General features: G+C 72.6%; 13 protein-coding genes. 7 read left to right on the forward strand and 6 right to left on the reverse strand.

Features of this window, described 5'->3' with window-relative positions:
• On the reverse strand, positions 1-423 hold a 423-nt coding region (locus AB0J52_RS08700), incomplete at its 3' end, for a TetR/AcrR family transcriptional regulator (protein WP_500180962.1).
• 120 nt (positions 424-543) lie between these two features.
• Here AB0J52_RS08700 and AB0J52_RS08705 point away from each other — a divergent pair.
• Positions 544-1,650, forward strand: a complete 1,107-nt coding sequence (locus AB0J52_RS08705) for a ferritin-like domain-containing protein (RefSeq protein ID WP_500180963.1) — start codon at positions 544-546, stop codon at positions 1,648-1,650.
• A gap of 84 nt (positions 1,651-1,734) precedes the next feature.
• The gene (locus tag AB0J52_RS08710) at positions 1,735-2,598 is read left to right on the forward strand and encodes an SDR family NAD(P)-dependent oxidoreductase (protein WP_500180964.1); all 864 of its coding nucleotides are present in this window, start codon (positions 1,735-1,737) and stop codon (positions 2,596-2,598) included.
• Positions 2,599-2,626: 28 nt separating this feature from the next.
• Here AB0J52_RS08710 and AB0J52_RS08715 read toward each other — a convergent pair whose 3' ends face one another.
• Positions 2,627-3,307 carry a 4'-phosphopantetheinyl transferase family protein gene (locus tag AB0J52_RS08715; RefSeq protein ID WP_500180965.1) on the reverse strand — a complete coding sequence of 227 codons (681 nt, stop codon included), beginning with the start codon at positions 3,305-3,307 and terminating at the stop codon, positions 2,627-2,629.
• 429 nt (positions 3,308-3,736) lie between these two features.
• Positions 3,737-4,726 (reverse strand): hypothetical protein, encoded by a 990-nt coding sequence (locus tag AB0J52_RS08720; protein WP_500180966.1) that lies wholly within the window; start codon positions 4,724-4,726, stop codon positions 3,737-3,739.
• Between the two features lie 115 nt (positions 4,727-4,841).
• On the opposite strand from AB0J52_RS08720, the gene AB0J52_RS08725 reads away from it, so the two are divergent.
• Positions 4,842-6,386, forward strand: coding sequence for an ATP-dependent DNA ligase (locus AB0J52_RS08725; RefSeq protein ID WP_500180967.1), 1,545 nt, complete (start codon positions 4,842-4,844; stop codon positions 6,384-6,386).
• Between the two features lie 21 nt (positions 6,387-6,407).
• Here AB0J52_RS08725 and AB0J52_RS08730 read toward each other — a convergent pair whose 3' ends face one another.
• The gene (locus AB0J52_RS08730) at positions 6,408-7,268 is read right to left on the reverse strand and encodes a hypothetical protein (RefSeq protein WP_500180968.1); all 861 of its coding nucleotides are present in this window, start codon (positions 7,266-7,268) and stop codon (positions 6,408-6,410) included.
• Positions 7,269-7,377: 109 nt separating this feature from the next.
• Here AB0J52_RS08730 and cds1 point away from each other — a divergent pair, with 109 nt between their 5' ends.
• Positions 7,378-8,463, forward strand: a complete 1,086-nt coding sequence (gene cds1, locus AB0J52_RS08735) for an L-cysteine desulfhydrase Cds1 (RefSeq protein ID WP_500180972.1) — start codon at positions 7,378-7,380, stop codon at positions 8,461-8,463.
• Positions 8,464-8,554: 91 nt separating this feature from the next.
• Here the strand turns inward: cds1 and AB0J52_RS08740 are convergent, their stop codons facing one another.
• Both AB0J52_RS08740 and AB0J52_RS08745 read right to left on the reverse strand, forming a co-directional pair.
• Positions 8,555-9,850 (reverse strand): M50 family metallopeptidase, encoded by a 1,296-nt coding sequence (locus AB0J52_RS08740; RefSeq protein ID WP_500180969.1) that lies wholly within the window; start codon positions 9,848-9,850, stop codon positions 8,555-8,557.
• Between the two features lie 139 nt (positions 9,851-9,989).
• Complete coding sequence (locus AB0J52_RS08745) at positions 9,990-10,727, reverse strand: FadR/GntR family transcriptional regulator (protein WP_500180970.1); 738 nt, start codon at positions 10,725-10,727, stop codon at positions 9,990-9,992.
• A 121-nt stretch (positions 10,728-10,848) separates the two neighbouring features.
• Between AB0J52_RS08745 and AB0J52_RS08750 the strand changes: the two genes are divergently transcribed.
• The 3 genes from AB0J52_RS08750 to AB0J52_RS08760 form a co-directional block, all read left to right on the forward strand.
• Positions 10,849-12,369: an amino acid permease gene (locus AB0J52_RS08750; protein WP_500180971.1), complete on the forward strand. Its 1,521-nt coding sequence runs from the start codon at positions 10,849-10,851 to the stop codon at positions 12,367-12,369.
• 8 nt (positions 12,370-12,377) lie between these two features.
• Complete coding sequence (locus tag AB0J52_RS08755; RefSeq protein ID WP_500180973.1) at positions 12,378-13,724, forward strand: glutamine synthetase family protein; 1,347 nt, start codon at positions 12,378-12,380, stop codon at positions 13,722-13,724.
• A 95-nt stretch (positions 13,725-13,819) separates the two neighbouring features.
• Positions 13,820-14,694, forward strand: an 875-nt coding sequence (locus AB0J52_RS08760) for an aldehyde dehydrogenase family protein (RefSeq protein ID WP_500180974.1), incomplete at its 3' end; no start/stop codon positions are given.

A 14,694-nucleotide genomic window follows, 5' to 3' on the forward strand; every position in this document is an offset into this window, starting at 1 on the left:
GTCGATCTTGTGGGTCAGCACGACGGTGAGGCTGCGCGGGAAGTCGTGCGCCATCTTGCGGTGCGCGCGGACGAGCGCGCGGGCCCGCTCGGCCCACGGCGCGGCCGGGTCGTCGGCGAGGTCGAGCCGGTTCGCGACATGCTCGGCGACGCCCTCCAGCAGCGCCTTCTTGTTCGGCACGTGGTTGTAGAGCGACATCACCGCCACGTCCAGCGCGGTCGCGACACGACGCATCGACAGCGCCTCCGGGCCGTCCGCCTCGATCAGCCCGATGGCGGCCCGCACGATCCGGTCCCGGGTCAGCGCCGGGCGGGCGGCGGGCTCCGGTGGGCCGAGCGCGGGGCCGTCCGGCGGTCCGCCGGGCGCGCTCGGGGGCGCGGCGGCCCGGGGGCCGGTCGCGGCGGAGGGCGTCGCATCGTTCATCGGGGTGTTCGCTTTCGTGGGCATTGACCCTGTAAGTGAACCATGACACGGTACGTACAACGTACGCCGGACGTACAACGTACGTACGTCGCGGCTCGCCACGTGCCGGGGAGGTCCGCCATGTCGACCCATGACCTGTACACCACGCCCGTCGAGCCGTCCACCCGGACGGTTCCGATGACCGGCGACACCCGGTTCACCTGGGAGTACGACGACGGCCGGGAGAAGCTGCTCGCCCTCTACCAGAAGGGCAAGGACCGCCAGTGGGACGCGGTCACCCGGATCGACTGGGACCTGGAGGTCGACCCCTGCGACGTGCTCGGCGTCCCGGACCAGTCCCTGGCGATCTACGGCACCCGGCACTGGGACCGGATGACCGACCGGGACCGCGGCGAACTGCGCCGGCACGCCGCGTCCTGGCAGTTCTCCCAGTTCGTGCACGGCGAGCAGGGCGCGATGCTCACCGCCGCGCGGATCGTCGAGGCCGTCCCCGACCTGGACTCCAAGTTCTACTCGGCGACGCAGACCATGGACGAGGCCCGGCACGTCGAGATCTTCACCCGGTTCCTGCGAGACAAGATCGGGCTCGTCTACCCGATCAACCCCAACCTGGAGAACCTGCTGCACGAGACCCTCAGCGACTCCCGGTGGGACATGCCCTACCTCGGCATGCAGGTGCTCATCGAGGGCCTCGCGCTCGCCGCGTTCGGCGTCATGCGCGACATGACCACCAAGCCGCTGCCCAAGCAGGTCCTCACCTACGTCATGCAGGACGAGGCCCGGCACGTCGCGTTCGGACGGCTCGCGCTGCGCGACCACTACCGGCAGCTCTCCGCGCCCGAGCTGAAGGAGCGCGAGGAGTTCGTCATCGAGGGCTGCCACCTCATGCGCGACCGCATCCGCGGCCGGGAGATCTGGACGAACTTCGGCATCCCCGTCTCCGAGGTGGACGAGCTGGTCGAGAAGTCCCCCTACATGCGGATGTTCCAGGCGCTGCTGTTCAGCCGGATCGTCCCGTGCGTGAAGGACATCGGGCTCTGGAGCCCGCGCATCCAGGCGACGTTCGAGGAGATGGGCGTGCTCGACGCGTCCCGCTCCGACCTGGACGCCCTCATGCGCCACGACGAGGAGCTCGCCGACGAGCTCGACGCCCGGCGGTTCGCCGCCGAGGAGGCCGGGCGCAAGGCCGAGGTGGACGCCGTCATCGAGGCCGAGGCCGCCCGGTAGCCGCGACGCCGGGCGGGCCGGGTGATCGCGCGCGGGCGGCGACCTGAGTAGGTTTGGGCAGACCCCCACTTACGGAGGTCAGCAATGTCCCTCGCGCTCTTCGACGGAGCCCTCGCCGTCGTCACGGGAGCCGGCGGCGGCTTCGGCCGGGCCACCGCCCTCGCGCTCGCCGAGCGCGGCGCGACCGTCGTCGCCGCCGACATCGACCGGGAGGCGGCCGAACGGACCGTCGTGCTCGCCAAGGCGCTCGGCGCCGTCGGCCGGGCCTACGAGGTGGACGTGTCGGACACCGCCGCGATGGAGGAGTTCGCCGCCGCCGTCCGGTCCGACCACCGCGTGCCCGACATCGTGGTGAACAACGCGGGCGTCGCCGTCTCCGGCCCCCTCCTCGACACCGGCGTGGACGAGTGGGAGCGCATCCTCGGCGTGAACCTGTGGGGCGTCATCCACGGCTCCCGGCTGTTCGCCAAGCAGATGGTCGAGCGGGTGGAGGCGCTGCCCAACCGGCCGGACAAGCCGAACTTCGGCGGGCACATCGTCAACGTCGCGTCCGCCGCCGCGTTCGCGCCGACCCGCGCGCTGCCCGCCTACTGCACGACCAAGGCGGGCGTGCTGATGCTGAGCGAGTGCCTGCGCGCCGAGCTCGCCGGGCACCGCATCGGCGTCACGGCGGTCTGCCCCGGCTTCAGCAAGACCGGCATCATGCGCAACGGGATCTACGTCGGGGTGGACGCCGCCGGGCAGGAGCGGCAGCGCGCCCGCGCGGACAAGCTGCTGCGGCTGCGCAACTACCCGCCGGAGAAGGTCGCCGAGCGGATCGTCCACGCGATCGTCAAGAACAAGGCCGTCGTGCCGGTGAACGCGGAGGCGCACGTCATGCACGCCCTGTCGCGGATCGCGCCGAGCGCGGTGCGCGCCATCGCCCGCATCCCCGCCCCCCTCGGCTGACCCGCCGGACCCGGCGGACCCGGCCCGGCTACGGGAGCAGTTCGGTGGAGGGGCGCTGCTGGACGGTGACCCCGGCCGGGTGGTCCAGGAGGGCCAGGTGGGCGGCGTAGCCGGGGCCGGGCGCCAGGTCGTGCAGGACGAACCGGGCCGGGTGGTCGTCGCGGCCGTCCCAGAAGAGCAGGCGGGGCGGCTCGTGCGCGGGCGAGGTGCGCAGGCGCGGCATCGGGAAGCGCAGGCCCTCGCCGGTGGCCTTCAGCAGGGCCTCCTTGCGCGTCCAGTAGACGAACAGCTCGGCCGTGGTCGCGGCCGTCTCGCCCGGGGCGAGGACGTGCCGGGCGATCTCCTCGCCGAGTTCGCGGGACCGCTCGACGTCCAGGCCCAGCGGGCCGTGCGCCGAGACCGCGACGCCGACGCGGTCGCCCGAGTGCGACACCGACACCTGCGGGGCGTCCGGACGGCCCGCCACGCGCGGACGGCCGTGCGGCTTGGCGCAGTCGGAGCAGGACCGGTCGATCTCGACCCGGTCGGGCGGCAGGCCCAGCAGCCCGCCGAGCGCGAAGCGGGTGAGCGCCACCCCGAGGGTGAAGCGGTCGCGGTCGGCGTCGCGGAGGTAGCGGTCGCGCCGGGCGCGCTCGGTGGAGTCGAGGAGGGCGGTCAGGGCGGGCGTGGCGGCGGAGCGCTCGGCCCACCACACGGTCACCGGTTCCATCCGGCCTCCCCTCACCGCCGCTTCTGGTCCCCCGCGAGATTATCCGATGGGCGGATCAGGCCGAACCCGCGTCAGTGCGCACTTGGACGACGCCTATGGCGGACTGCGCACATGGACAGATGCGGATGATCTGCGCTGACGGCCGCCGCGCCTTTGCGGGCGGGCCGTCCAATTCGCCCCGAAAACCAGGCGGGCCGTGGAACGGCGCACGTTCCACGGCCCCTCGCGGAGTCTTGACGTTCGGTGTCCGGTGCTACACCCAGGACACGCCTTGCGGCTTCACGGCCACGGGCCTCAACCTCCTCCTCCCCAGGCTCTACCACGCCGGACGGCACTCCCGGCCGACGTGACCCTCCCCTTTACCGCACCACCCTAGAAGTCTCTGACTGAGAGCACGACATGATCCGGCCGATTCAGGCCAGAAATGGTTTAGCGCAGTGCAGACAGCACTTCCCGTGCAGCGTCGGTCGCATTGGTCAGGGCACTTTGCTGTACTGACTCCGCCTTGGTCCCGGATGGCAGCTGCCGACTGTAACCAACCCTGATCACCACGTTGCCACGGCGTGCGGTGACTTCTCCCACGACGAGCGGCTGGCCCTTGTCCTCCTGGAAACTCCGGAAAGCCTCGTCGCCCAGGCCGGGCAGCGGCTGGAGGGTGAGCGTGCGCTCCAGCGGGGTGTTGTGGGCCTGGGTCCAGCGGGCGGCGAAGTTGCGGCGGGCGTCGCCCACCGCGTCCGGGAGGTTCGCGGTCGGGTACAGGTACATCTCCACCAGCAGCCAGCGGAACGGCGCCTTCGAGGTGAACGTGCAGGTCGCGAGGGTGTTGTTGGAGTTCGCCTGCTTGGTCGCCCCGGGCGCGACCCGGTTCAGGACGGCCCCGGAGACCGTGCCGCACGCGTCCGGCAGGGCGAGCGCCGTGAACGGCTTCGCGCTCGGCTGCGGCGCCGGGGACGCGGTCGCCGTCGGCGCCGACGACTTCGAGGGCGGCTGAGAGGACGCCTTCGGGGAGGGTGAGGCGGACGGTTCCCCTGTTCCGGCCGGGCTCAGCGTCCGGTTTTCGGCCGGCTCGGCATCGGGTTTCCCGCCGGTCGGCACGAGCAGGAAGACGGCTCCGGCGGCCAGCGCGAACGACACGACCGCGACCAGCACGATCAGCAGCTTCGGACGCCGCTCCGCCGACGGCGGCTCCGGCGCCGAGTAGACCCGCTCGAACGGCTCCCGGCCCCGCGCGAGGCCCCCTCCGCCGTGACCGGGAGGGACGTCCAGATGGCCGGGCGGGACATCGCCGTAGTCGGGGGAAATACCGCCCCGACCTGGGGGGATGTCGCCGCCTTCGTCCTCGTACTCGGGGGGCCAGCCATCGGACGCGGCCGGGGGACGTCCCCGGCCGGCCCCGCCGGACTGCGTCGGACGGCCCACGCTGCGGCTCCTCACTCCCCCGATTACCGCCGGTCCCCACGACCGTAGACGGGCCGGGCACGGGGACGCCAGGGTCGCGGCCCGGACTGTCCGACGTCATGGTCAGAATGGGAAGGTGCTGCTGTCGGAGATCGCCCGGACGTCGGCCGAGGTCGCCGCCGAGCCGGGCCGCAAGGCCAAGGTGAACGCCCTGGCGGGCGCGCTGCGCGCCGCCGGGCCCGAGGACGCCCCGGTCGTGGTGGCGTACCTGTCCGGCGAGCTGCCGCAACGGCAGATCGGGGTCGGCTACGCGGCGCTGCGCGACCTGCCGCCCGCCGCGTCCGAGCCGTCCCTGACCGTCGCCGGGGTGCACGCGGCGTTCGGGGAGATCGGCGCGGTCTCCGGGACGGGGTCGGTAGCGCGGCGGCGCGAGCTGCTGCACGCGGTGTTCGCCCGCGCGACCCGCGCCGAGCAGGAGTTCCTCGTCCGGCTGCTCTCCGGCGACCTGCGGCAGGGCGCGCTGGACGGGGTGATGACCGACGCCGTCGCCACCGCCGCCGGGGTGCCGCTCGCCGAGGTGCGGCGGGCGGCCATGCTGCGCGGCGCGCTCGGCCCGGTCGCCGCCGCCGCGCTCGCCGACGAGGCGGACGGCGGCGGGATTCCCGCGCTGCGCGCCTTCACGCTGGAGGTCGGGCGTCCGGTGCGGCCGATGCTCGCCGCCGCCGCGCCCGCGGTCGCCGAGGCCCTCGCCAAGATCGACGGGCCCGCCGCGGTGGAGTGGAAGCTCGACGGCGTCCGCGCGCAGATCCACGTCCGCGAGGGCGAGGCGCGGGTGTTCACCCGCACCCTCGACGAGATCACCGACCGGCTGCCGGAGATCACCGGGGCGCTGCGCGAGCTGCCCGTCCGGGACGCGGTGTTCGACGGCGAGCTGATCGCGCTGCGCGACGACGGCCGCCCGCACCCGTTCCAGGTCACCGCGGCGCGCACCGCCACCCGCACCCGCAAGGAGGGCCCGCAGGTCCCGCTGTCGCTGTTCCTGTTCGACGTGCTGCGGCTGGACGGCGTCGACCTGCTCGACCTCCCCGACACCGAGCGGCACGCGGCGCTCACCCGGGCCGTCCCGGCGGGCCTGCTGATGCCGCGCACGGTGACCGCCGAGCTCCAGGAGGCCGAGAAGGTCTTCGCGGACGCGCTGGCGCTCGGCCACGAGGGCGTGGTGGTGAAGTCCCCCGCCACGCCCTACGCGGCCGGACGGCGCGGCGCGGGCTGGATCAAGGTCAAGCCCCGGCACACCCTCGACCTGGTCGTGCTGGCCGTCGAGTGGGGGAACGGCCGCCGCCGCGGCCTGCTGTCCAACCTGCACCTCGGCGCGCGCGATCCGGAGACCGGCGGGTTCGTGATGCTCGGCAAGACCTTCAAGGGCCTCACCGACGAGCTGCTCGCCTGGCAGACCGAGAAGCTGCGCGCCCTCGCCGTCCGGGAGGACGCCCACGTCGTCCACGTCCGGCCCGAGCTCGTCGTCGAGATCGCCTTCGACGGCCTCCAGACGAGCCCGCGCTACCCGGGCGGCCTCGCGCTGCGGTTCGCCCGCGTGCTGCGCTACAGGCCCGACAAGAGCGCCGCGGAGGCCGACACCATCGACGCCGTCCGCGCCCTGGCCGGCCAGGTCCCCGACTGACCCACCCGCCCTGAACGCAGGCTACGTGGGTGGCTTCTTGCGGCGGGCGCGGCGCTCGGACGGGCCGGGCTCGCCGGTCCGGCCCGTCGCGGACCGGCGCCGCCGGGCCTCGGGGGGGATCAGGTCGTGCCGTCCGGCGATGAACTCCTGGATCCAGATCTTGGCGCGGATGATCGGCCGCCGGTACCGCTCCTCGCGCCGGACGGCCCGCCGGTACTTGCGCGAGCCCGGCGCGTACAGCCAGCGCGACCACGGCGATCCCGGCCGCGCCACCCGGATCGCCCCGAACACCAGCAGGGCGGGCACGAACAGCCCGAGCAGGCCGGTCCAGATCTTGCCCTTGAGCACCGCGACCACCGCGAGCCCGAGGTTCGCCGTCACCGACAGCATGTAGACCACCAGCAGCACCGGGCGGCCGACGTCGTCGCCCGGATCGGGCTGCTGGATGCCGGTCAGCCCGAGCGGGTGGACGCCGAGCAGCAGCAGCCCGGTGACCGCGATCGCGACGAACACCGCGTCCACCGACGCGCGGCCCTTCTCGGTCCAGTAGACGTCCTGGAGGTGCAGGATCAGCGCGAACTCGTCCAGCACCAGCGCCGCGCCCATGCCGAAGACGCCCGCGGCGACGACGTTCGGCCACGAGCGCGCCTCCGGGATCGCGAACCCCCCGACCCCGCCGAGCAGCATCAGCACCACGCCGAACACGACGTGGTGGATGTGCACGTCACCGGCCTTGACGTTCTGGAACCACCAGCGCACGTCCGCGCGGATCAGCCGCACGTTCACGCGGGTGAGCACGAAGGTGACGATGAACGCCACGAAGAAGCAGAACAGCGGCAGCCGCCCGGTGTCGACGATCCGCCGTGCGAAGAACTCGGCCATGCACCCCCCGTATCCCCATCATGCCCCGTGATCTGCGGCGATATCGTGAGACGGCAGGATGATCAGTGAAGATCACATCCGAGGGGAGCCCCCAACCGTGAGCCGCGACGTGGAGCACGCCGACCCGGTCTGCCGGGTCTGGATCGCCGAGGCGATCCGGAAGGTCGAGGCCGACGCCAACCGCAGTGCGGACACGCACCTGCACGTCTTCCCCCTCCCGCCCGAGTGGGGCATCGACCTGTACCTGAAGGACGAGTCGGTGCACCCGACCGGCTCGCTGAAGCACCGGCTGGCCCGGTCGCTGTTCCTCTACGGGCTGGCGAACGGCTGGATCCGGGAGGGGACGACGATCATCGAGGCGTCGTCCGGCTCGACGGCGGTGTCGGAGGCGTACTTCGCGCGGCTGCTCGGGCTGCCGTTCGTCGCGGTGATGCCCGCATCGACCAGCCCGGAGAAGATCGAGCTGATCGAGTTCTACGGCGGCCGCCCGCACCTGGTGGCCGACCCGACGACGATCTACGCCGAGTCGCGCCGGCTGGCCGCCGAGTGCGGCGGCCACTTCATGGACCAGTTCACCTACGCCGAGCGGGCCACCGACTGGCGGGCCAACAACAACATCGCCGCGTCGATCTTCGAGCAGCTCGAACTGGAGCGGTTTCCCGAGCCCGCCTGGATCGTGGTCGGCGCCGGGACGGGCGGGACGTCCGCGACGATCGGGCGGTACGTCCGGTACCGGCGGTTCCAGACGCGGGTCGCGGTCGTGGACCCGGAGGGCTCGGCGTTCTTCGGCGCGTTCCAGGACGGCGACACCACCCGCACCGCGCCCGGCTCACGGATCGAGGGCATCGGCCGGCCGCGGGTCGAGCCGTCCTTCCTGCCGACGGTGATCGACCGGATGCTCCAGGTGCCGGACGCGGCGTCGATCGCGGCGATGCGCTGGACGAACGAGGTGACCGGCCGCAACACCGGCGGCTCCACCGGCACCAACATGTGGGGCGTGTGCGAGCTGATCGCCGAGATGCGCCGCAACGGGCAGCGCGGCAGCGTGGTCACGCTCATCTGCGACGGGGCGGAGCGGTACCGGCACACCTACTGCTCGGACGAGTGGCTGGCCGGGCAGAACCTCCGGATCGACCCCTACCTGGAGGCGCTGCGGAGCTTCCTGAAGACCGGCGAGATGCCCGTTGAGATGTGATCTTTCCGGGTAGCACGGGTGGACGGCCGCGGGTCCAGCGCGGATGGGCGACGGACCCGCGGCCTCCACCGGCCGGTGCGCGGGCTCCCGGTCAGCCGTTGAGCCTGATCGGGTTGACCAGGTCGGCGTAGATGAGCAGGCCGCCCATGACGACCAGCACGGCCGCCATCACGTAGGTCACGGGCAGCGCCTTCGCGACGTCCACGTAGCCGGGGTCGGGGCGGCGGGTCAGCCGCGCGAAGCCCTTCTTCAGCGCCTCCAGCAGCGCGCCCGCCATGTGGCCGCCGTCCAGCGGCAGCAGCGGGATCAGGTTGAACAGGCCGACGGCCAGGTTCAGCGAGCCGAGCAGCCCGATGAACACGCTGACCTTCTGGATGGTGCTGAGGTCCTTGGACGCGGCGACCTCGCCGCCCATCCGGCTCACGCCGACGACGCCGACCGGGCCGTTCGGATCGCGCTTCTCGTCGCTGAACGCGGCCTTCCAGATGCCGACCATCTTCTGCGGCATGTTCACCAGGGCCTGGACGGTGCGCCCGGTCATGTCGCCCATGGTGCTCGCGACCGCGCCCGGGCCCGTCCGGACGAACGCCTCGGTGGGCGTGATGCCGAGGAAGCCGACCTCGACGGTCTTGTCGACGTCCTTCAGGTCGACCATCTTGTTGCGGATGATCGGCGTGCTGGTCCGGATCGTCTGGCCGTCGCGGCGGATGTCGAGGGCGACGGTCTTGCCCGCCGAGTCGCGGATCAGGCCCTGGAGCTGCGCGTACGAGGTGATCTTGTGGCCGTCGAACGCGGTGATCCGGTCACCGGCCTTCAGCCCGGCCTGCGCGGCGGGGGTGAGCGGCGCGTTCGCCGGGCACTCGGTGACGGTCTGGCCCGCGCTGACGACGCACTTGGAGACCGACTCGATCACCGGCTGCGGGGTCTGCCGCCCGATCCCCATCAGCAGGATGGAGAAGAACAGCACCGCGAGGACCAGGTTCATGGCCGGGCCGCCGAACATGATCAGCAGCTTCTGCCACCACTTCTTGGAGTAGAAGACCCGGTCCTCGTCGCCGGGGCGGATCTCCTCCAGGGAGGCGCCGCGGGCGTTCTCGATGAGCCCCTGCCACGGGCCGGTGGACACCTGCCGGACCTGGCCGGGGGCGTCGCCGCGGCGCGGCGGCAGCATTCCGATCATGCGGATGTAGCCGCCGAGCGGGATCCACTTCACGCCGTACTCGGTCTCGCCGCGCCGGAACGACCACATCGTCGGGCCGAAGCCGACCATGAACTGCGGCACGCGCACGCCGAACAGCTTGGCGAAGCTCATGTGGCCCAGCTCGTGCAGGGCGATCGACACGAGCAGGCCGAAGAACAGGATGAGGACCCCCGCCAACCAGAACACGCTTCCCCGTCCTCCCGGTGATCTCCAGCAACCCACCCAGGGTACGTCAGAAGCCCGTGCCCGACCGCGTACAACGCCATACCCCGCCGGGAGCGGACATCCGGGACCCGATCGGCGGGCGGGGAACGGCGGGGCGGGATCAGGCGAGGAAGCCGCGCAGGAGGGCGGCGGTGCCGTCCAGGTGCTCGGTGACGGCCAGCCGGGCGGCGTCCGGGTCGCCGGACAGGACGGCCTCGGCGATCGCCTCGTGCTGGACGGCGGCGTGCGCGATGTTGGCGTCCAGGACGGGGATCGCGTTCAGCAGGTCGGTGACGCGCATCCGGGCGTCGGCGCAGGCGGCCACCAGCGTGGGCGAGCCGGTGAGCTCGGCGATGGTCAGGTGGAACAGGGTGTCGAGGCGGCGGTAGTCGTCCGGCCCGGCGGCGTTGAGGTCCGCGAGCCGGGCGCGCAGCAGGCCGCGCTGCTCGCCGGTCAGGGCCGCCGAGGCGGCGAGCTGCGCCGCGCCGGTCTCGACCGCGAGCCGGAAGGTCAGCGTGTCGTGCAGGTCGTCGCCCATCGCGATCAGCGCGCGGCGCAGGTCGGTGCGCTTCGGGCGGGGCCGCCGGTAGGTGACGAAGGTGCCGCCGGCCCGGCCGCGCCGGGACTCGACGTACCCCTCCTGCGCGAGGACGCGGATGGCCTCGCGCAGCGTGACCCGGCTGACGCCGAGCAGCGGGGCCAGCTCGCGCTCGGGCGGCAGCCGGTCGCCCCGGTCGACCACGCCGAGCTTGATCGCCTGGAGCAGCCGCTCGACCGTCTCCTCGAAGGCGTTGCCCGCCCGGACGGGCCGGAACACCGCGTCGCTCAGCGGCGTGCGCTCGGCCACGATTCCCTCCACGGGCCCCACGGTACCGGGGGAATCGCCGTTCCCGACCCCTTGACGGGACGCCGCCCGAAAACGTTAATGGTCTGACATTAGCCCCTTGATCGGATGCCCCGTCCCCTCGCGAGGAGGCGCCGTGAGCCTCGACGAACACGCCCCGTCCCGCTCCGACGACGAACGACGCCTGCACGAGCTGGGCTACGCCCAGGAACTGCGGCGGTCCATGTCCGGCTTCGCCAACTTCGCGGTCTCGTTCACGATCATCTCGGTGCTCACCGGCTGCCTCACCTCCTACACGATCGGCCTCAAGGGCGGCGGCCCGGCGGTGATCACCTGGGGCTGGCCGGCGGTCGGCGTGATGACCCTGCTGGTCGCGCTCGCCATGGCCGAGGTCTGCTCCAGCTACCCGACCGCCGGGGGCCTGTACTACTGGGCCGCCAAGCTCGCCCCGCGCAACGGCGCGGCCTGGTCCTGGTTCACCGGCTGGTTCAACTTCACCGGCCAGGTCGCGGTGACCGCCGGGATCGTCTACGGCTCGGCCGCCTTCGTCAACCCCCTGCTGGACGACCGGTTCGGGTACGCCGTCTCGCCCGCCCACACCTTCCTGCTGTTCGCCGTCCTGCTGGTGGTGCACGCGCTGCTGAACCAGTTCGGCGTCCGGCTGGTGGCGCTGCTGAACAGCGTCAGCGTGTGGTGGCACGTCATCGGTGTCGCGGTCGTCATCGGGGTGCTGGCGCTCAAGCCGTCCCACCACCGGAGCGCGGGCTTCGTGTTCACCGAGTTCGTGAACCAGACGGGCTGGCGGTACGGCTTCTACGCCGCGCTGATCGGGCTGCTGCTGTCGCAGTACACGCTCACCGGGTACGACGCGTCCGCGCACATGACCGAGGAGACCCACGACGCGGCCCGCTCCGGCCCGCGCGGCATCGTCAACTCGGTGCTGATCTCGATCGTCGCGGGCTGGCTGCTGCTGCTCGGCATGACCTTCGCGATCGGCGACTACGCCAAGGCCGCCGCCGAGGGGCCCGCGCAGATCTTCACGTCCGCGACCGGCCGGACGCTCGGGGACGTGCTGATCCTCATCTCGTTCGGCGCGCAGTTCTTCTGCGGGATGGCCTCGGTCACCGCGAACTCCCGGATGATCTACGCGTTCTCGCGGGACGGCGCGCTGCCCCTCGCCCGCGCCTGGCACCGCATCAACCCGCGCACCCGCACGCCCACCAACGCGATCTGGCTCGCCGCCGCGTGCGCGTTCGTGCTGGCCCTGCCCGCGCTGTGGAACTACACCGCCTACCTCGCCGTCACGTCCGTCGCCGTGATCGGCCTCTACATCGCCTACGTGATCCCGACGTTCCTGCGGCTGCGGCAGGGCGACGCGTTCGAGCGCGGCCCCTGGCACCTCGGCCGGTGGAGCCGTCCGATCGGGACGGTCGCGGTGCTGTGGGTCATGGTCATCGCGGTCCTGTTCATGCTGCCGCCGGCGAATCCGATCACCGCCGACAGCTTCAACTACGCGCCGGTCGCGCTCGCGGCCGTCCTCGGCGGCGCGGCGCTGTGGTGGGCGCTGTCGGCCCGCCGCTGGTTCACCGGCCCGAAGGTGCAGGGCAGCGCCGAGGAGCTGGCCGCCATCGAGGACGAGCTGAAGGGGATCGGGTGACGGCGCGGATGGACCTGGACGAGCTGCGGGACGAGGCCGCCGCCGGGCGGATCGACACGGTCGTGATCGCGATCGCGGACATGCAGGGACGGCTCCAGGGCAAGCGGCTGTCGGCGCGGTTCTTCCTGGAGGAGGCCGCCCGGCACGGCTCGGAGGGCTGCAACTACCTGCTCGCCGTGGACGTGGAGATGAACACGGTGGACGGCTACGCCATGTCGTCCTGGGAGCGCGGGTACGGGGACTTCGTGATGCGGCCCGACCTCGGCACCCTGCGGCGGCTGCCGTGGCAGGAGGGCGCGGCGCTCGTCCACGCCGACGTCGGCTGGGAGGACGGCTCGGACGTCGCGGCGTCCCCCCGGCAGATCCTGCGCCGCCAGCTCGCCCGGCTCGCCGAGCGCGGCTGGACGGCGTTCGCGGGCACCGAGCTGGAGTTCATCGTCTACGCCGACACCTACGAGGACGCCTGGAACCGCGCGTACCGCGACCTCACCCCGGCGAACCAGTACAACGTGGACTACTCGCTGCTCGGCGGGGCCCGGGTCGAGCCGCTGCTGCGGCGGATCCGGCTCGGCATGGAGGGCGCGGGCATGTACGTCGAGTCCGCCAAGGGCGAGTGCAACCTCGGCCAGCACGAGATCGCGTTCCGCTACGCCGACGCGCTGACGACGTGCGACAACCACGCGCTCTACAAGACCGGGGCCAAGGAGATCGCCGCCCAGCAGGGCATGGCGGTCACGTTCATGGCCAAGCCGAACGAGCGCGAGGGCAACTCCTGCCACATTCACCTGTCGCTGCGGGACGGCGACGGACGGCCCGTCCTCGCCTCCGATGACGGCGCGCACGGCCTGTCGGACCTCGGCCGGGCCTTCGTCGCCGGGCAGCAGGCCCGGATGCGCGATTTCACCCTGCTCTACGCGCCGACGATCAACTCCTACAAGCGGTACCAGCCCGGCTCGTTCGCGCCGACCGCGATCAAGTGGGGCCTGGACAACCGGACCTGCGCGCTGCGCCTGGTCGGGCACGGGCCGTCCCTGCGGATCGAGAACCGGACGCCCGGCGGCGACGTGAACCCGTACCTGGCCGTCGCCGGGATGATCGCGGCCGGGTTGCACGGCATCGACCACGGCCTGCCGCTGGAGGAGCCGTACCGGGGCAACGCCTACGCCTCCGACGCGCCCACGGTCGCGCGGTCGCTGCGCGAGGCCGCCGCCGACTGGTCGGCGAGCGCGACGGCCGCCGAGGTCTTCGGCAAGGAGGTCGTCGAGCACTACGCCAACAACGCCCGGGTGGAGCTGGACGCCTTCGACCGGGCCGTCACCGACTGGGAGCTGTTCCGCGGCTTCGAACGACTGTGAAGGGGGCCTCCTTGGAGCAGACAGGTTCCGGCGAGCCGGTCCACTCGGTCGAGCTGGTCGATCCGGCGACCGAGGAGGTCGTCGCGTCGGTGGCGATGGCCTCGGTCGCCGACACCGACCGGGCCGTCCGGCGGGCGAGGCGCGCCTTCGACGGCTGGCGGCGGGTCTCCCCCGGCGACCGCGCGCGGCTGCTGCGGCGCTTCGCCGAGCTGGTGGACGAGCACGCCGAGGAGCTCGCCGGGCTGGAGGTGGCCGAGGCCGGGCATCCGGTTACGCAGGCCCGCTGGGAGGCCGGGAACCTCCGCGACGTGCTGCTCTACTACTCCGCCGCGCCCGAACGGCTGACCGGGCGGCAGATCCCGGTGCCGGGCGGCCTGGACGTGACGTTCCACGAGCCGCTGGGCGTGGTCGGGCTGATCGTCCCGTGGAACTTCCCGATGCCGATCCTCGGCTGGGGCCTCGCCCCGGCGCTGGCGGCCGGCAACACGGTGATCGCCAAGCCCGCCGAGACGACGCCCCTGACCGCACTGCGCGTCGGCGAGCTGGCGCTGGAGGCCGGGCTGCCCGAGGGCGTGCTGACCGTCCTGCCGGGCGAGGGCCCGGTCGCGGGACGGCGGCTCGCCGCGCACCCGGACGTCGCCAAGATCGCCTTCACCGGCTCCACCCGCGTCGGGCGGGAGCTGATGGCCGCGTGCGCCGCGGACCTCAAGCGGCTCACCCTGGAGCTCGGCGGCAAGAGCGCCAACATCGTCTTCGCGGACGCCGACCTGGAGAAGGCCGCCGCCACCGCCCCCGGCGCGGTCTTCGACAACGCCGGGCAGGACTGCTGCGCCCGGTCCCGCATCCTCGTCCAGCGGACGGTCTACGACCGGTTCATGGAGCTGCTCGAACCGGCCGTCCGGGCCGTCGTCGTGGGCGATCCACGCGCGGAGGGGACGCAGGTCGGGCCGCTGATCACCGGCGCGCACCG

The sequence above is a fragment of the Spirillospora sp. NPDC049652 genome, from assembly GCF_040675125.1.
Taxonomy (GTDB): Bacteria; Actinomycetota; Actinomycetes; order Streptosporangiales; family Streptosporangiaceae; genus Spirillospora.

What these genes read in the sequence shown, in the direction of transcription:
- AB0J52_RS08705 (WP_500180963.1), top strand. Translation starts at nt 544, where the DNA reads ATGTCGACCCATGACCTGTACACCACGCCCGTCGAGCCGTCCACCCGG.
- AB0J52_RS08710 (WP_500180964.1), top strand. Translation starts at nt 1,735, where the DNA reads ATGTCCCTCGCGCTCTTCGACGGAGCCCTCGCCGTCGTCACGGGAGCC.
- AB0J52_RS08715 (WP_500180965.1), bottom strand. Translation starts at nt 3,307, where the DNA reads ATGGAACCGGTGACCGTGTGGTGGGCCGAGCGCTCCGCCGCCACGCCC.
- AB0J52_RS08730 (WP_500180968.1), bottom strand. Translation starts at nt 7,268, where the DNA reads ATGGCCGAGTTCTTCGCACGGCGGATCGTCGACACCGGGCGGCTGCCG.
- AB0J52_RS08755 (WP_500180973.1), top strand. Translation starts at nt 12,378, where the DNA reads ATGGACCTGGACGAGCTGCGGGACGAGGCCGCCGCCGGGCGGATCGAC.